Raw genomic sequence first — 19,273 nt, 5'->3', positions numbered from 1 at the left:
AGTGCTATAGGGGCGCTTAGTATACAGTGATTAGCATGTTCAGAGAGTGCCCAACAGGCAGCCCCTGATTTTAAACCCCATAATATGATTAAGTAATTTAGTACACAAAATAGCCCCTTAGTCTTCACAGATGTAGCGTATAATAATTTTTTGACGTTAATTACATTTTCCCGCTGTTATTGCAAAATTAGTTGAGGGGTTTAGCTGATATGTTAGCGATGCGGTTTTTAGAGTTAAAAGTGAAACGTTGCGTAAGCATGATATTACTTGCCCTAAGGTAGAGCAAAAGCAACCGGTATATGCTTCTCGCTTTTTGATTGATGGGCTGAAAGTTAATGGATCAGCAAAGTGTATAACATAAATCCGAACCTTTGGTGGTTCAGCGTTCCAAATCCCTGTTCATGCAATATCGCTGTTAACTATCCATCCAAATGCAGTGTTTCTTGTGCCTAAAATACTCTTTCAGGATAATGCAGAACCTCTTAAACTCGCCATTGGTGGTTGGAATCAGGGAACTGTAATGGAAGTGGGTAAAGGGCGTGTCGCTCTATTTACAGAGGGTATGATGTTTTCGTCGCAACGTAACCTTAAAACAAATAAGGTACATGGCCTGAGGTCTTACGGCGCCGAGCAAAATGCACGGTTTTTACTTAATGTGATGAATTGTTTTTTTCATGTATTTGCATGAAAGGCACGTTTTTTTTATATGATTGCTTTAAAAAGCCAACTTAATTCATATTTAAGTAATTATTAATTGACTCTTTTTACGTCAAGACTCACTCTGCAAATCTTTTATTTACATATGTTTACATTAATAAAGGGTAATTATTGAGTAACGTGATTTAGCATCGTACTATAGCGCCGAAAACAATAATGAATATTAAATGGAGTAAAAATGTTCAAGAAATTAGGCGTCAGCGTTATTGCAACATTATTTTTTGCTGGGTGTAGTTCTGTGCCTTTAGAGCCGACAGAAATATCGAATAAAGCAAAACAATATGATGCACCAAAAGAGGGTATGGCTGGGCTTTATATCTACCGTGATTCAATGTTGGGTTCGGCACTAAAAAAAGATGTATGGGTTAATGATAACTGTGTCGGTGAAACTGCACCAAAAGTATTTTTCTATACAGAAGTTGAAGGTGGGAAAAAGCATAAGCTATCGACAGAGTCGGAGTTTTCACCTAATGATTTGTTTTTAGAAACTGAGGCTGGAAAACACTACTTTGTTGAACAATATATAAAAATGGGTGTGATGGTTGGTGGTGCAAACCTAGAGCTTGTTTCTGAAGATAAAGGAAAAAAAGCGATTAAACCATTGAAGTTAGCAATTCAAGGTACCTGTAGTAAGTAAGACGAAATAATTTTTTCTTTTATTTGAAAGTTAGTGCTCAACTAACTTTCTGACTTCCCCAATTTGTTTCCAAATATACGATTTCTGATAAGAGTCACTTTGTTGAAATATTGACTCGCTATAGCTAACTGTATGGTTCACAATAGGTAAAGGAACAATTTCCCTGCTCAGATAGGTGAACTTTTATGCAAAAAAACATACTGCGTTTAGCTGCCCTTATTCATATTGTCATTTTTTTAATAGCATGTCAGTCCACATTGAATTTACAATCAGCTAAAGAAATCAAGAAGCTAACAGAGCAGATCCAAAAGAATCCACATGATGTTGCAGTGATCGCTGAAGGTATTAATAAAAGTCAGCAGTCTATAAATCAGGATATGGCGAAGATACAGCGTTTATTTGGCAACTTAGAGGCAATCATTGAGCAAGTATGGGGTAAATCAAATAAAGAGTTACCCAGTAATACCCGTTATGTGAAGTACTCGAATGATTATGAAGCACGAGCAATTGTCGATTTCGTTCAGGGCTCAGTAACCATTGAAACGATTGCGACGGAGAATATAAAGTCTAAGCTCTCTCAGGCAATATTTGAAACATTATTAACCTCAGATGATCCCAGTCAAACAGATATATTCTCCAGCCAATCGCCAACATTATCAGGTGAGCCATTTTTATACCCGCAAGTACGTGATCAAGACGGGCAAGTGGTGCGCTATGAATGGCGGGCAAAGCGCTATGCAAGTTATTTGGTGGCCAATAATTTAACGACCTTACTTCAAAATGGTCGAAAAATGACACAAGTGACGTTTAACTTAGTGACGGATCACAAGCATCTAAGGCACTTAAAATACAGTGATGCGGTATTGGCGTCGGCTAAAAAATACAATATTTCACCAGCACTGATTTATGCTGTTATTGAAACTGAAAGTGCCTTTAATCCGTATGCGGTGAGTCATGCAAATGCGTACGGATTAATGCAAGTTGTGCCCGCAACGGCGGGGCGCGATGTTTACAAATTGGAGAAAAATCGTGCTGGGCAACCCACTAAATCTACCCTTATGAGCCCCCAGCAAAACATTGATATTGGCACTGCCTATTTAAAAATACTCAATACCCGTTATTTAGTCGGAGTGAAGCATCAACTGAGCCGCGAATACACCATTATTTCAGCATATAATGGCGGTGCGGGAAATGTGTTTAAAACTTACCACCCAAGCCGCACTACAGCGGTCAAAAAAATTAATCAACAATCACCAGCTAGCGTGTATAAACAGCTGCGTTATGATCATCCTCGCGATGAGTCGCGTCGTTATCTTGAAAAGGTGACTAAAGCGAAGCAAAAGTATTTATAGTGCATTCTTCGTTTTAGTTATTGATGGGCAGAACGTTAGGTATTGCTAATATAATTATGATGTATGCCGCTTTCATTAGGTACGTTGTAAATACGATATGAAAGCAGGCAAATTTGTCTTGTTTTTATCACAAGAGCGTTTTAATCACAAGGCAACCACCGTGGTGAGGAAGGGGGTGCTTTAATGCGTCTTTATATCGGTCAACGACGATAACCACATAATACTGCGTACCCCAACCATTGGAAATGAATCACTGTGGCCCGCTGCGTCAATCACCGCGGTTTGTAGCTTCAAGCTGTTATCATTTCTTTTTTGTAATACATCAATAAACTCATTTACGTGATCTGCAAGCTTTGACTCTAATGCACCGTAAGAAATAAACACATTGGCATTAAGGTGTGTGTGGTTGTTACTAAGCTTTGTAAGTAGTGGTATATCACCGCGCAGTGCTGGGCTACCCAAGATGTAGTTTTTGAAAGTATCAGGGTGCGCCGTTAATATGTATGCCCCAAACAATCCTCCCAATGAAAAACCAAAGTAGGTGCGGTTGCTTGGGTCAGCAGCGTAGTTTTTTTCTATGTATTGAAACACGGTGTTTCTTATAAACGCTAAGTGGGTACTGGCTTGACCATATTGATATTTTGCTTGTCTTGCAGCATTACTCGATTCATTAATTGAATAATCACGAACACGACTAGCGCTCACTCCCCGTTTTTTGAGCGCGCCAGTGGTGTTCGTTTGCCATGAGATCCCAACTAAAATAGTCTCGTTTAATATGAAGTTGCTTGCGCTTGAGAGTAAGCTAACATGCATGGGGGCATCGGTGTAATAAACCACAGGATAAGGCTTTTTGGCGTTTTTGTTATATCCATCAGGTAAAGTAATTAAAAGTTCGTACTGACGCGCTAACTGAGTATCATTAATAGGCACTATGTGGGTGTTGGGTAAATGAAACTCTTTTGCTTGAGCGACTGAAATAATTAACAGGGTTACTAGATAGCTCAACACAAGGATAAAGTGTTTTTGTATGGTCATGATGGTGTTTCCTTTTTATCTATTATTTTAATGAATACTTTTTGACTCAATGTTGAACTTGACTGTATAGGCAAAAATATGGAAAAACCTGATGTTGTGCTGATTTATAAATGATATATCGATAATTTAAATTAATAATATATTTATCATATGTTTATAAGCCTAATTTTGGGATGTTCAAACGGTATGGTAGGATGGTTTTTCATTTAAATAGCGTATTAATTTATATTATTCACCTTTGGAAAGCGTAGATATGTCTGTTCAATATTGGGTAGGTGATTTTTTTATCGACCTCTCTCGAAATCAAGTTACCTATGATCACCAAACTCAAACAGTGCCGCCTAAGGCTTTAGCTGTACTCACGTGCCTTGCTAAAAATGTTAACCAAGTGGTGAGCCAAGATGAGTTACTGACCGCAGTATGGCCTGATACCATTGTTACGCCAAATACGTTACAAAGGAGTATTGCACAATTAAGAAAAGTATTAAGTGCCAACCTTGAATCGAAGGCATATATTAAAACGCATGCCAAGCAAGGATACAGTTTGGAGTGCGAGGTACGTTGGCAAGCAAATATCACGACTCCCAAACTAACAAAGCGCAGTAAGCAATCAGCTAATGAAACACACGCACTTGCTGGGGGAAAAGAGCGGCAAAAAGGTAACAGATCTTGGCGCCATATTTTTGCTGGTTTTATGTTAACTCTTTTGTTTGGGGTAGGCATTGGCTTGAACAGTATGGGTTACTTCAATGGCTCTAAACCTTTTGAATTTGAGGTAAAAGAGCTACGCTCATTGACCGCAACAGATAATAAAGAATATGGTGGTGTGTATTCAGCGGATGGTCAATATGTCATATTTCAGCGTTACCCTGAAAAACTATGTCGCAGTAGTATTTGGGCCAAGCATCTTGAAACTGGGCGTGAAACCCCGCTCATGGATAAATTAGGCACGTATGGTGAGCATAGCCTGTCTGATGATGGCAAACAGCTTATTTATATTGAAGCCAACGACTGCACAACACCCGTCACCCAAAAGCAGTGTTATACATTACAGCGTCTTGATGTTGCAAAGGCATTTGAGGGGCATAATCAACCGACACAAATCATGGAGTGTAAAAATACCAAAATAATCAAACCGACATGGTTGAATGACGATCAAGTGTTACTGATGCAGCTGACTGATAAACGTTGGAAGCTGATCTTATATTCAGTCTCTGGCAATGAAAGTCAGACTATTTATGATGTGCTTGATGGCCGTTTCATTGATTATGATTACTCCGGTAAAGATAACTTAATCGCATTAATTGTACTGAGAAATGATCACCAGCGTTATTTAGATATAGTCAGGCCAAGTGGTGAACTCGTATCGAGTCAGCCCGTTGAAAACATACCTGAAATATCACCTTATCGACGCATTTCACCTAATTTTACCCCTGATGATGAGCAGCTTATTTTTAGCACTGGCCGACAGTTATTTGGCCTTACCTTTGATGGCCAAGTGTCGAATATTAGTATTCCATTAGACACTTCCATTAGTACGCCTACTTTTCATCTAAATGGCCAGCGCGCATTAGTGGTAAAGGGGTTTTATGATAGTGATATTGCGATGATGGCGTTATCAAATGTACACGCTGAGAATTATGTTACCCTCGACCGTTCAACTCAATTTGAACACGCAGCGCAGTTTCAGCCTGGTGGAGATTTAATCGCTTTTCAGTCGAATCGTTCGGGGGAGGCTCAAATATGGCTGTATGATGGTAAAGGCTCACAAAAGCTCAGTAATTTTCCAAAAGACAGCTATTTTAATGGCATTCATTGGGCGCAAGATGGACAGAGTGTGTTAGTGAATGTGAATTCTGAGTTATTCAGGGTGTTATTAGATGGCAGCCAAAAGCGTATACCGATGAATGACCCTATTCGAGAGTTGTTTCAGTGGAACAGTAAAGATGACAGTGCATTGGGGCTAGTCAATATTGATGGGCAGCCTATGCTTGTTGCGCTTAATTTGAGAAATTCAGCTTATACAATAGTGAGTGAAAAAAGCGTCAAATGGGCACAAAAAAGTGAGGATGGACGTGTTATTTACACGGATCTACTCGACCGTTTTTGGATAACAGGCTCGGTTGAAGATACCTTAATTCCGCCCTTGATGTCTCAAGGCAGTGATAAGCGATTCGTGATCACACATAATGTAATTTATGGGGTAAATGAAGCATCACAGTTGTGGTCTTATGATTTGAACTCGACAGAATTTCAAGTGTTAGGTGCTGTGCCAAAAACCATAGACTATTTAACCGATGTAAATCATACGAATGTGTTGTTTAGCAATCATGTTGCGTCAAAAAAATCGCTGGCTGAGTTAGTGTTGGCAGCTAATTAGCGTTATCAACATATCATCAGCTAGTTTATAAAGTGAGTGTTATTGTTGGGTAATGATATCGCACAGCTTATTTAAGAGTAAAAAGCAAAGTAAACATCGCGCGGTCAGCTGAGCATAAAAAAGGAAACTCAATGAATAATGTAAACACGCACAGATATGATATTGCTCAGTTGGGCGCGCCAGTATTAAGACAGCCCGCGTCTAAAGTAGAGGATATTCTCTCGGATGAGTGTCAGCAATTAATTACCACCATGCTGCTTGTGGTATCAAAAGCGGGTGGTGTGGGAATTGCAGCTCCACAAATACATCATAGTAAACGCATCTTTATTATGTGTTCAAAGCCGAATGCGCGATATCCAGATGCACCTTTAATGGAACCCACCGCTATCATCAATCCAGAGGTTCTATCGTATTCAAAAGAAAAAGTAAAAGGGTGGGAAGGCTGCTTAAGTGTGCCCAGTATGCGTGGCTTAGTACCTAGACATACTGCAATTACCGTTAAATACTTTGACCAACAGGGTAATGAGCAACATAAAACTTTTCATGATTTTGTCGCTCGCATTTTTCAGCATGAACTGGATCACTTAAATGGGCTGACGTTTATTGACCAATTAGAGTCAACGCAAGATTTAATCAGTGAAAGTGAATGGTATAAGCAGTTTGCAAATAGGTAATTCAAATTAACTCCACCTTGCAATTATAGTTGCAAGAGGTGATACCTATTACCCTTGTAAATACTAAAAGTTATATCATGAGCGCCAATCAATGCTGACTGGCGCTCTATGTATTTACAGACTTATTTTTGCTTACGGCGGCGAAGTGCTGCAAAAGGTATTGCAAACAGCGCAAGCCAAGCAAAAGCGCCCGAAGATTCTGAAGATGAATCTGTTGATGCTGTTGCTATGGGTTGCTCTGTGGTTTTCTCAGGTACATCTTCGATGTTAATGGTTATTTCCGCAGCGGCTGATGTATTGCCTAAACTATCAGTCGCGACGACCATCAGCGTCGCAGTATTATTGCCAAGCTCGTAGTCTAAATCAGTTGGCTCGGTGACAATGATTTCTCCTTTTTCATTTACCTCAAAAGCTGAATGCGACGAAGAGGTAAGTTCATATGAGATTCCGTCTAATGTATTTTTTATTGGCAAAGTTTAGGCCGTGAGTAACCTTAAAATAGCAAGATGATTCAATCTTTTTAAACCTTTTATGACTGTAATTGAGTGTAATTTAAATCATTATTTAATCGTGTGACAATATATCTACTGTGACACATTTTAGAAGCTTAGCTATGGAACGCCGCACCTTTTTAAAATCAACCTCAGCGCTTTGTTCGGCGGGGTTACTGGGTTTATCAGCTCATGCTCAAGAGCAAAAAAATAATACTCATGTTGACCAAATGGCACAACGACTGTCGGTTGCTGCCTTACGTAAATTAAATATCGTTTTTCCTAGTATGGTGGTTATTACGCCAACAGGAGAGACGGTTGAGGTTCAGCTAAAGCCGCGAATAATTCGTCGTTACGCACACTCTATTTATGTATATTTTGAACAGGTGAAAGAAATTAGTATTTTTACGTTGCAAGGCGAGAGTGCGGGTAAAATTCATTTACCAGATACGATGGAGGGTATTAAAGACTTTGCCATTGATCATGCGCTTCAATCAGTACATATATTAGAATATGGTAAACATAGCATTACAACCCTTGATTTTTATGGCCAGACTGTAGCAAGTATTGGCGAATTCGGGACTGAATTAATGCACGATCTCAATGGACCAAAAAGCTTGACGGTCGATGAGCAAAGTAATGTTCACGTTCTGACCAGTAGTGATAATATTATACGTGTTTATGCTGCAAATGGTGTGTATGTGTCTTCATATAACCATATTGGCCGACATATAGGACATATTAGGCAAATAGATGGTTATAAGGTGATCAGCGGTGTCGGTGGTAAATTTAATGACACAGTGACGGTGCTATCGGGTCATTAAGCTGTATAAGTTGTAGTGATAAAGCATCATGCATTCCATTGTGTATGATGCTTTTGGCCGTGTGCTTATATTTTTTCTGCTAACAGCTTTCGCCAACCAACCACATTTGCCGGGCCTGTACGGCGAATAATAAAGTTTCTTACTAACCGCCCTATAAAGCTTTGCCCTAACCTTGCAAACTTTATAATTTTATTTGATTCTTGAACTGTCCAAGCGACTCGTGCACTGCGGGCTTGTTGATAGTTTGCCAGTGCTTGCTGTAAATCTAGTGTGTTATCAGTAAGTTGTTCAGCCAAACAGTTTACATCTTCTAAAGACATACCTGCGCCTTGCTGCAAACTAGGTGGGCAACCATGTAGGGCATCACCAATTAATACCACATTGTTATAAACAGACTCTGTTTTAGCAACACTTTTTAGGCCACCTCGAACAATATCTTTATTGTCAGGCATGTTGTCTAGGCAATGTTTTATGGGCGCTGCATAGTTGGCAAATATGGCATTTAACGCGGTTTTAACAGGCATCGCATAGTATTGCCCTGTAGGGTCGATAACGTGACCATAGCAGTACACTTCTTCATTACTAATGGGGTAAATCATAAATAATGAGGTGTTACCTACGTAGTACACAGGTTGAAAGTCTTGTGAAGGCTTTTGGGTGATAAATCGCCAATTGGTCACGGTATGCTTTAGTAACGGCGTGTCAGGTTGGATAATTTCCCTAACTTGTGAGTTAATCCCATCTGCGGCGACCACTAAATCGTAGTGCTGAGAGTGCCCGTTATTGAACGTCACGGTAGCACCTTCATCGGTGTGTTCAATATCGGTCAGGCAAGTATCGAGCGTTATTTCTTTGGCGATGTCTTTTCTGAGTATATTCATTAGTGCATCGCGCTTTAGAGCGACGAAGGGCGCTTTATTTAATGGGGCATCATTAAGCGACGCTTTAGCGAGTGTTTTGCCATTCGATAGCGCATACTCAATTTGCTCTACTTGATGTGCGCATGCCATAACTTGGTCAACTAAGTCTAGCTTTTTAAGCTCAATCATTGCGTTGGCAGGCAAACAGATGGCGGCGCCTTCATTGGTTAAAGTAGGCGACTTTTCAATAATATCAACTTGATGTCTCTGTGCTTTTAAACGACGAAATAAGGCACTTCCAGCGATCCCAGCACCAACAATCAATATACGTATATTTTCCAATTTACTCATAACCTCAATAAAAAGATCAATGTTAAAGCGTTTACTAAAGACTTTTTTGATAACAACTGAGTTGGAAAGTACCATCGTTTTGAGTTGCGAGTAAAGAGAGAGCGTGTTCTACATTCAGTTAGACTAAATATTGTGTTTTTGATTGGCGAGTATGTAACACGTTTTTTATATCAAGCTGTTTGGTTTCATTAGACGCTTTGATACAAATGCCCTCATGTTCGAGTAACCATAATTTACGTTCTATCCCCCCTGCATACCCTGTTAACTTACCAGTGCTGGCTACAACACGATGGCAAGGCACAATGATACTGATTGGGTTTCTGCCATTGGCACCACCAACGGCTTGCGATCCTTTCGGGCGATTAACTTGTTTGGCAATATCTAAATAAGAACGAGTTTCGCCAAAAGGTATGCTGTTTAAGCAATGCCACACTTGCTGTTGAAAATCGGTACCTACTGGGTCAAGTGGAATGGTAAAAGTACTGCGTAAACCATCAAAGTACTCAGCGAGTTGTTTAATACACATATGAGTAATTTTATTAGGGTTCGCCTCGTTGACCTGGTCGCCACAAAATATGACGTGTCTTAGGCCTTTTTCAGATGATACGCACTCGATTGTACCGAGCGGGGTGTTTAAGTAATCAACGAACATCACTCTGGTTCCTCAAAGAAATCTATTAACAGAGCTTATCATACTCGAATTTGTCAGGTGGTTCTGGCCGCAATTCGCACTCACTGTCAGCAAGTGTTCTGGATAAAAGTAGAACAATGAGGCGTTGTTGCAATTAATAAGTAACGCAAGACATAAGCCCATCTTAAATCGTATGTTATTTACACACAATGTAAACGAATGTAAAAATAATACCGTTCCAACTTGTTTATTATAGGTTTCAATTGTATCTAAAATGTGTTTATTTTGTTTTTGCTAATAATGACAGTCTTGCTTTTTACATTGGTAGTAGAAGATTACTTATGCATTTATCATATTTAAGTTAATTTTATCAGTATCTTAAGTTTGTGTTTTTAGCTTTCTATTTGTTAATTTTTTCCGCTGCTTTTTGTTGTAAATTCAATTTGAGTAATTAATTTAATTTTAATAAATAATTCATAATACATTATTATAGTCCCAGCCTATTTTGTGAATGGGCTTTTTTGTATAAAAAGTAAGCTAATAAATCTCGATTTTAATAACTTTATTAAAACCAAAGAGATAAAATACACACACGGGAATATTATGTCTAATTACACACGCGCTTACAGGCGATTGCGATATTTAAAACGCAGTATAATTGCCGGGGTATGTGCGAACCTTGTTATGGGTCAAGCGACAGCCAATGTTATTTTTACTGAGTATGTTGAAGGAGGTGGTAGTAACAAAGCACTAGAAATCACCAATGTTGGCGTATCTAGCGTCGATTTAACTCAGGTTTCAATTGCATTAACCACCAATGGTAAAGTTCATGCTGATGTTACGCCTATTGTACTCTCTGGTACTTTAGCTGCAGGAAGCAGTTATGTATTGACCAATGGTGGCGCGGTCGATGCGCTTAAAGCGTTCAGTAATACAACCAGTAATGCGACTAGCTTCAATGGTAATGACGCGTTAACGCTATTTTTAAATGGCAAAGTGGTTGATAGCTTTGGGCAAGTGGGTACAGATCCGGGTAAAAGCTGGGGCAGTGGCGAGACGAGCACACTCGATAGAACATTACGTCGTAAAACAGGCATTATTGTGGGAGATACGATCTATGATGACGCGTTTATCCCATCTAATGAGTGGGTCGGTTTTGCTAAAGATACCTTTGATGGTTTAGGCTGCTCTGGGGTCGCGGCATGTGGTGGAGATGGTAATATACCTTCTAAAATTAGTGGGGCTGCCAAAACAGTTGTTAATGCCGGTACCCGCTATGACTTTACGCCAAGTGTGACCAACCTTGATAACGACTCCCTTATTTTTACGATTGAAAATAAACCTGAATGGGCTGAATTTGATACAACAACAGGTCAGCTTTCAGGAGACATAACAGCTGCTGATATTGGTAGCCATACTGGTATTGTGATAACTGTCAATGATGGGACTGCTTCTGATGCGCTGGCATCTTTTTCTATTTTGGTCAGGCCTGCTAGTACGAACGATGTACCACAAATCACCGGCACGCCAGCATTGTCGATTCAAGCAACTCGGTCTTACAGCTTTGCGCCAAAAGCGACGGATGTTGAAAACGATACACTGACTTTTACAATTAATAATAAACCCAGTTGGGCTGTGTTTGATACAAAAACCGGTCAATTAAGTGGTGCGCCAAATGAAGTACATGTTGGGGTGTATGCTGATGTTACCATCTCTGTTTCTGATGGACACAATACTGCGCAAAGTCTGCCGTCGTTCTCTATTACGGTGACAGACAAGCCAGGCAGTAATTATGATTACAGCCAATACTATGCCTCAGCAATTGGCAAAACTGATACAGAACTTGAGCAGGCGTTAGCCCTGATCGCACGTCAAGGTCAGCAGCAAATGACCTATTCGCAGGTATGGGACGCACTTAAGTACTCAGATGAAGATCCACAAAACTCAGAGAATGTGATTTTGTTTTACTCTGGTCGCAGCCAAGCCAAAAATACCAATGGTGGCGGAACAACACAGTGGAACCGAGAGCACAGCTGGCCAAAGTCTCATGGTTTTCCTGAACAGAATCAATATGGTTACACTGATATACATCATTTACGCCCTACCAATGTAAAAGTAAATTCTGCGCGTAGTAATAAAGATTATGATGAGGGGGGGGCTCCGGTAAGTGGAGCGCCTGGTAACTTTACTGATGATGACTCGTTTGAGCCACGTGATGCAGTCAAAGGTGATGCAGCGCGTATGATGTTTTACATGGCCGTACGCTACGATGGTACTGACGGCAACATGCCTGATTTAGAACTGGTTAACACGGTAAGTGGCAGTAAGTCACCAACGTTAGGTGTCCTATGTAATTTAATGCAGTGGCATCGTCAGGATCCTATCGATACCCTAGAGCGTGATCGCCATCAACGCATAGTAGAACAGCAGGGCAACCGTAATCCGTTTGTCGATAATGGCGAGTTTGCTGAATTGTTGTTTGGGAAAACCTGTCCAAAAATAGGTCCGACAGCGCCAGTTATTGGCGGCTCCCCGGTACTTAGCATCGGTGCTGGCAGTGCCTATCGCTTTGTGCCGTCAGCAAGCGACGTGAATCGTGATACGTTAGCGTTTTCCGTGGTGAATAAACCAACATGGGCTGAGTTTAATAGCGTCACGGGTGCATTGACTGGGACGCCTGAAATAGCTGATGTTACGACATATCGTGATATTCAAATCTCTGTGAGCGATGGTGTATTCAGTACGAGTTTGGCGGCGTTTAATATTGACGTGGTTGACCCAAAAACCATTAAGCATCCCCCCACACTGTCAGGCGTACCGAGTACGGGTGTATTAATTAATCAAACATACCGTTTTGTGCCTACAGCCCATGACAGTGACAACGATAGTTTAACCTTTAGCATTGTTAATAAACCAAGCTGGGCTGCATTTAATACCAGTACGGGTGAGCTGTCAGGCACGCCAACGACTTCGGACAAAGGGAGTTATAACGGGATTGTTATCAGTGTGACTGATGGCAATACTACAGCGGTTGAACTTGCGCCTTTTTCAATTTTAGTCAGTAATGATACGCCGGTAAATAATGTCATTTTTACCGAATATATTGAAGGCAGCAGCAATAACAAAGCGATTGAGATCACTAACTTCTCGGGGGAGAGCCTAGATTTAAGTCGCGTTAAAATAGTGCTTGCGGACAATGGTAAACCACTTGCAACCGAAGGGCTACGCTCGCAAATCTTATCAGGGGTATTAGCCGATAAAGCAAGCTATGTGATTGCCAATAGTGGTGCCAATGAAGAGATAAAGGGGCGTCAAAATAGCACCAGTACGGTGACTTATTTTAATGGTGACGATACTTTGGTGCTTATGGTTGATGAGAAAGTCACCGATGTGTTTGGTCAATTAGGGACAGATCCAGGCAGTAGCTGGGGCTCAGGCGAGACATCAACAAAAGATAAAACGCTACGACGCAAAGCGGGTATTACAGCCGGTGATGTAAACGGCGAAGATGTATTTAACCCAAGCGCACAATGGCAAGGCTTTGCTAAAAACCTTGCTGATGGCTTGGGGTGCAGTGGTACGGCAGCATGTGGTTCTAGCGGCACATCACCGGTTGAACTGGGCAAATGTGGTGATAGCGCGACTTTAATCAGTGCCATTCAAGGCGCGAAGAGTACAAGCCCACTGGTTGATAAAAGTGTCGTGGTAGAAGGTATTGTGGTGGCAAGCTATCAAGGTGCAGGCCAGCATGGTGGCTTTTTTGTACAAGAAGAAGACACACAAAAAGATGATAATACAGCCACTTCTGAAGGCATATTTGTGGCGCATACAGCCACAGAGGTTACGGTGGGCCAGCAAGTTCGTTTTACAGCGAAAGTGGCTGAAAAATACGGTTTAACGCAACTTAATGACGCTGCAAACATAACCACATGTGCCACCAATGTATTGACGAAGGTAACGCCAACGCAGGTTAATTTACCGTTTGCGGAAAACTTTATGCAAGAGTCTTTAGAAGGGATGTGGGTCACGCTGCCTCAAAAGCTACATGTCACTTTGAGTCATAACTTCACAAAGTATGGAGAGATATTATTATCTAACGGCATGCGTGTGCAACCGACCAATAAATACCGTAAGGGCGACCCAAAGCGTCAAGCACTCGCAGATTTGAACGCTCGAAATGTACTATTGATAGACGACGATTCTACACAACGCAATCCAGAAAGCATTAGCTACTACCCGCAATTTAGTGCAGACAAACCGCTTCGTTCAGGGGCGCAGGTTTCAGGCTTTAGTGGTGTGATCCATTACGGGTTCGGCAAGTATAAGTTACTGCCAACCACTGTGCCTCAATTTGATAATGTAAATGCACGGCGCGGCAAACCTTTTGCCCGAAAATCATCACCACATATTCGTGTCGCAAGCTTTAATGTTTTGAACTATTTCCTTGATTTTAAAGGGAGAGGTGCCAATAACGAAAAAGAATTTAAGCGTCAACGCAGCAAAATTATCCGGGCTATTACAGCCATGGATGCGGATGTTGTGGGCTTAATGGAAATAGAAAATAGTGGGTTTGGTCGTAGCAGTGCGATTCAAAACTTGATTGATGGGTTAAACGAGCGCGATCAGCAACACACTTGGCAATTTGTTAATCCGAAATTAGACAAAGTCGGCTCTGATGCGGTTACCGTTGGGATTATTTATCGTAGTAATAGAGTACAGCCGGTTGGTGTACCACAGGTGATAACTGACGCGCCATTTGATGAACAAACCAAAGCACATCGCCCGCCAATGATGCAGAGCTTTATGCCAATCACTGGTGGTAAAGAAATAAAAGTGATTGTGAACCACTTCCGCTCGAAAGGGGGCTCTTGTGGCGCAGATATGGATGATGATGTGCAAGGCGCATGTAATGGCCAGCGTGTATTGGCATCAAAAACATTACTTAAAAGCCTCGGTAAAACGGCAAAGTTGAATGCCCCAGATCTGAAATCGCGCAGTGCAATGAGCACTGAGGTATATAGTAATGATGAACCAATATTTGCCATTTTAGGAGACTTTAATGCCTACGCCTATGAAGAGCCTATGCTAGAGTTTTATAACGCAGGGTTTACTAATGTAAATTTAGCCAAAGGCACGGGCGAAAATTATTCATATTATTACTCCGGGGTGGCTGGAAGTTTAGACCACTTATTAACGGCAAATACTTCAGTGGATAGCGTTGCGCAAGTGATGCACTGGCACATTAACGCTGATGAAGCGACGGCGCTTGATTACAATACTGAGGATAAAACTGAAGCTCAACAAGCCAAGTGGTTTGGTGAAACACCGTATCGTTCATCTGATCATGACCCTGTGATTGCAGACTTTGATTTAGCGGCTGTAGTATTACCAGTAAACCAAGCACCGATTGCGAATGATGATACCGCTGAAACGGTGCAAGGTGAGTCGGTTAATATTAATGTATTAGCTAATGACCAAGACCCAGAAGGCAATACGCTTTTTATTACCTCTGCAACGCTCTCTAATGAGGTGGGTTCGGTGAGTTGGTCTGGGGCAAATATATTATTTACGCCAAATGCAGACTTTGTGGGAGAGGCCTCGATAAACTATGCGATCAACGATGGTGCCAATGGCACTGCGATTGCAACAGTAACAGTGACTGTTACCGCCAAGGATCAAGCGCCAGTAGCAAAAGATGATGCCGCGACCACCAATGAAGATAACGCCGTCACAGTATCTGTTATTGACAATGATATCGATGAAAACACCGCCGCATTGAAAATTAGTGCGGCGACGATTATGTCAGGAAAAGGCGTTGTGACACATACCGCTTCAACACTGACTTACACGCCGAGCGCTCACTTTAATGGGGTTGCGACGCTAAGTTACACCATTGAAGACTCTCAAGGTGCCACGTCGAGTGCTATTGCCAAGATTACCGTACTGCCCGTGAATGATGCACCAGTGTTAAATAACGACACAGCACTTGCCTCTGCGCGTAGTGCAACAACAATCGATGTACTAAGCAATGATTCTGATATCGATAATGACACATTAAATATTGTTTCTGCGTCGGCTGATGTGGGTGCAGTTAGCATCAGTAATAACACCCTTATTTATCAAGCGCCTCAACTTAACACTGGCAGTGCAGCACTTACCTATACAATAAGTGATGGCACGGTGACTGGCGCTGCCACAGTGCATGTCACTATTAATACTAAAAATGTATCACCTATCGCCCATGATGATACTTTTGAACTTGATAGCAATGAAGATTCTGTACTTATTGACGTATTAGAGAACGACCTTGATGCTGACAATGATGTATTGACCTTAATTGCGGTAAGTACAGACGCGGGGTCTGTGATGGTTGTTGACAATACCATTCGTTTTACCACGACTGATACATTCCAAGGCCACGCACAGGTGCGTTACGCTATTGCAGATGGATTCGGCGGGCGTGACGAAGGGTTATTGGAAATAAAGCAACAGCAAGGTTCAGCACCGACGATCACCGTACCAAACCCAATAACGGTTAACGCAACCGGGCAATTTACCCAAGTAGACTTGGGCGTTGCAACTGCGATAAATGTGGCTGGTGAGGCTATTGCTGTTACGCGTGAAGGAAGTGAACATTTACCTTCAGGGTTTAACAGAGTTTACTGGCAAGCATGTAGTAATGAGGTGTGTGATAAAGTCGCCCAGCAAGTAAACGTTAAACCTTTGGTTGGTTTTTCATCGCCAAGCCAAGTGGTACTTGAAGGCAATAAAGCGGTGATCTCTGTGGTACTAAGTGGTACACATTTTGAGTACCCAGTAACACTTGGGTACTCAATCAGTGGTACGGCAAGCACCGATGACTTCGCTTCACCAAGTGGTGAACTGGTGATCGCACAAGGGACACACGGACAGATTGAAATTGACGTGTTGAGTGATACGTTAGCCGACAGTGGTGAATCAATCGTGTTGACTTTGCAAAGTGATGAGCAAAACTTAAGTAAGCAAACGAATCATGAAATTGTGATATCTGAATTAAACCTTGCTCCGGTTGTGACGCTAAGTGCGACGCAAGCGGATCAACTGCGTACCACTATGTCGCAGCAAGATGGCGATATTCTGATACATGCGGCGGTAACTGACCAAAATCCTGATGATTCATATACCATAAACTGGCAACTACCGGATGGGGTAGTTAATAGTACTTCACAGTCGAATGAGCTGAGTATTGACCCGCAAACACTTGTACCGGGTATGTATCAATTGAGTGCGACTGTGACTGATGAAGAGGGATTACAAGATACGCAAAATGTGTATTTTAAATTAGTTGCAGTTACGCCAACCCTTGATGAAACGAAAGACACCGATGGCGATTTGCTCAATGATGCATTGGAAGGATTTGCTGATGATGATGGTGACGGCATTGCCAATTACTTAGATCCAATTGATAGCCAGTGTAACGTTTTACCAACTCAAAAAAATGAGTGGCGTACTGGATTAATAGAAGTCGAAACCGGTGTGTGTATGTCGTTAGGCAGCGCCAGTTTAGGGGCTGCCAATGCGCGACTGAATGAAGAGCAGATCGCAAACTCAGCGCATTTAAGCTTAGATACTGGCATGAAAAATCAAGGCGGGATTTTCGATTTCGTTGTGACTACTGCCAGTGGGGTGTCGAGCGTTAAGGTTGTGTTACCTCAACAGTCTGCAATCCCAGCCAATGCACAGTATCGTAAATTCTTGCCAGAGCAAGGGTGGATCACCTTCGTTGAAGAAAATGGCAATGAATTACACTCTGCTATGGGGCAACAAGGGCATTGTCCTGCTATAGATGATCCGAGCTGGCAATCTGGTTTAATCGAAGGGGCTTGGTGTGTACGGTTGACCCTAGTAGATGGTGGTCAATATGATGCAGACGGTTTAAAGAACGGCAAAATTGTCGACCCAGGTGGTGTGAGCGTTGCGGTGAGCGATAATCAGGCACCTGTTGCGGTAGATGATACGATGATTATGTCACAAAATACGCAAGCGGTCGTATCGGTGCTAAATAACGACACCGACGCTGATAATGATGCCTTGTACGTCATTAGTGCGTATGCAGAGTTCGGGCGCGTACATATAAACAGTGACTCGACGTTGTTGTATGACAGTGCCGCAGACTTTGTTGGTAGCGACCGGATTGCGTATACCATCAGTGATGGTCAAGGTGAGACTGCCAACGCGTATGTCACAGTGACCATATCTGCCACGGTGAATGAAGAAAATCACGCGCCAATTGCACACAATGATAGCGCGACCGTGTTTAATGATGAAAGCAGTGTGATTGATGTATTAAAAAATGACACAGACCCCAATAATGACGCATTGTCTTTGTTAAGTGCCGTGGCCAGTTCTGGCGCGGTATCAGTTGAGGCAGAGCAATTAGTGTATCAACCGGTTATAGGCAGTGAAGGCCAAGTGACGATTAGTTACATTGTGGCTGACGAACACGGTATGCAAAGCACAGGTAATGTTGACGTGACGGTTAAAGCCAGAGCGGCAGTGGAGTCGAATAATGCAACACAATCGTCTAGCGGCGGTAGCTTCCCAGTGCTGATATATTTGTTGTTAGTACCTGCCTTGGTACGACGAGTAAGACGCTAACCAAAACATAAGTTATTAAATATAAACCCTTATTAGGATCAACTAATAAGGGTTTTTTTATGTTTAGAATGTCGTGCTTTTTTATCGATACATGGGCCTAAATGACGTGTAGCTGAATTGACATATGGATCCTAAATCAAGTTCAGGGAGACGAAGGGTTGAATTTTCTTACTAACGTCTAGCCTTTATATGCGCGGCGTAAAGCCCCGCCAACAGCTAATATGAAACGCAATGCTGGCCCCATACTCCGTCTTACTGACGCAGGTCAGAATCCATTTTGTTTAGGAAGAGTATGGGGCTAAATGACGTGTAGCTGAAATGATATGTGAACACTGAAACCAGTTCAGGGAGACGAAGGGTTGAATTTTCTTACCAACGTCTAACCTTTATATGCGCGGTGTAAAGCCCCGCCAACAGTTAAGATTATACGCAATGCTGGCCCCATACTCCGTCTTTCTGACGCAGGTCAGAATCCATTTTGTTTAGGAAGAGGATGGGGCTAAATGACGTGTAGCTGAATTGACTTGTGGACCCTGAAACAAGTTCAGGGAGACGAAATTGGTTTAATTTACTTACTAACTTCTAACCTTTATATGCGTGGCATAAAGCCTCGCCAACGAGTTTAGGTGAAATGGAGTACTCCGTCTTTCTGACGCAGGTCAGAATCCATTATTTTTTAGAAAG

The 19,273-nt window shown here is 41.8% G+C and carries 11 protein-coding genes; 7 read left to right on the top strand and 4 right to left on the bottom strand.

Going from position 1 to position 19,273, the window contains the following annotated elements:
* Window positions 1-445 precede the first annotated feature (445 nt).
* The 3 genes from CWC18_RS16675 to CWC18_RS16665 all read left to right on the top strand — a co-directional run bounded on the left by CWC18_RS16675 (window position 446) and on the right by CWC18_RS16665 (window position 2,706).
* Complete coding sequence (locus CWC18_RS16675; protein WP_138591332.1) at window positions 446-688, top strand: hypothetical protein; 243 nt, start codon at window positions 446-448, stop codon at window positions 686-688.
* Between the two features lie 207 nt (window positions 689-895).
* Window positions 896-1,354, top strand: coding sequence for a DUF2846 domain-containing protein (locus CWC18_RS16670; protein WP_138591331.1), 459 nt, complete (start codon window positions 896-898; stop codon window positions 1,352-1,354).
* Window positions 1,355-1,539: 185 nt separating this feature from the next.
* Window positions 1,540-2,706 (top strand): murein transglycosylase domain-containing protein, encoded by a 1,167-nt coding sequence (locus tag CWC18_RS16665; RefSeq protein ID WP_138591330.1) that lies wholly within the window; start codon window positions 1,540-1,542, stop codon window positions 2,704-2,706.
* Between the two features lie 180 nt (window positions 2,707-2,886).
* Here the strand turns inward: CWC18_RS16665 and CWC18_RS16660 are convergent, their stop codons facing one another.
* Window positions 2,887-3,741 (bottom strand): alpha/beta hydrolase, encoded by an 855-nt coding sequence (locus tag CWC18_RS16660; RefSeq protein ID WP_138675724.1) that lies wholly within the window; start codon window positions 3,739-3,741, stop codon window positions 2,887-2,889.
* Between the two features lie 253 nt (window positions 3,742-3,994).
* On the opposite strand from CWC18_RS16660, the gene CWC18_RS16655 reads away from it, so the two are divergent.
* Both CWC18_RS16655 and def read left to right on the top strand, forming a co-directional pair.
* Entirely contained in the window at window positions 3,995-6,121 is a 2,127-nt protein-coding gene (locus tag CWC18_RS16655) for a winged helix-turn-helix domain-containing protein (protein WP_138675723.1), read from the top strand.
* 131 nt (window positions 6,122-6,252) lie between these two features.
* A complete protein-coding gene (gene def / locus CWC18_RS16650; protein WP_138675722.1) occupies window positions 6,253-6,795 on the top strand; it encodes a peptide deformylase in 543 nt (180 codons plus the stop codon).
* A 122-nt stretch (window positions 6,796-6,917) separates the two neighbouring features.
* Here def and CWC18_RS16645 read toward each other — a convergent pair whose 3' ends face one another.
* On the bottom strand, window positions 6,918-7,268 hold the full coding sequence (locus CWC18_RS16645) for a cadherin repeat domain-containing protein (RefSeq protein WP_138591326.1): 351 nt from the start codon (window positions 7,266-7,268) through the stop codon (window positions 6,918-6,920).
* Window positions 7,269-7,408: 140 nt separating this feature from the next.
* Here CWC18_RS16645 and CWC18_RS16640 point away from each other — a divergent pair, with 140 nt between their 5' ends.
* Window positions 7,409-8,110 (top strand): hypothetical protein, encoded by a 702-nt coding sequence (locus CWC18_RS16640; RefSeq protein ID WP_138591325.1) that lies wholly within the window; start codon window positions 7,409-7,411, stop codon window positions 8,108-8,110.
* 65 nt (window positions 8,111-8,175) lie between these two features.
* Here the strand turns inward: CWC18_RS16640 and CWC18_RS16635 are convergent, their stop codons facing one another.
* Both CWC18_RS16635 and CWC18_RS16630 read right to left on the bottom strand, forming a co-directional pair.
* Entirely contained in the window at window positions 8,176-9,321 is a 1,146-nt protein-coding gene (locus tag CWC18_RS16635; protein WP_171041141.1) for an FAD-dependent monooxygenase, read from the bottom strand.
* A gap of 118 nt (window positions 9,322-9,439) precedes the next feature.
* Window positions 9,440-9,973, bottom strand: coding sequence for a methylated-DNA--[protein]-cysteine S-methyltransferase (locus CWC18_RS16630; RefSeq protein ID WP_138675748.1), 534 nt, complete (start codon window positions 9,971-9,973; stop codon window positions 9,440-9,442).
* A 582-nt stretch (window positions 9,974-10,555) separates the two neighbouring features.
* On the opposite strand from CWC18_RS16630, the gene CWC18_RS16625 reads away from it, so the two are divergent.
* Window positions 10,556-18,589, top strand: a complete 8,034-nt coding sequence (locus tag CWC18_RS16625) for an ExeM/NucH family extracellular endonuclease (protein WP_138675720.1) — start codon at window positions 10,556-10,558, stop codon at window positions 18,587-18,589.
* Window positions 18,590-19,273 lie beyond the last annotated feature (684 nt).

Origin of the sequence: Pseudoalteromonas aurantia, from assembly GCF_005886875.1 — a bacterium.
Lineage (GTDB): Bacteria > Pseudomonadota > Gammaproteobacteria > Enterobacterales > Alteromonadaceae > Pseudoalteromonas > Pseudoalteromonas aurantia_A.
This window is presented reverse-complemented; position numbering and strand designations above follow the sequence as displayed.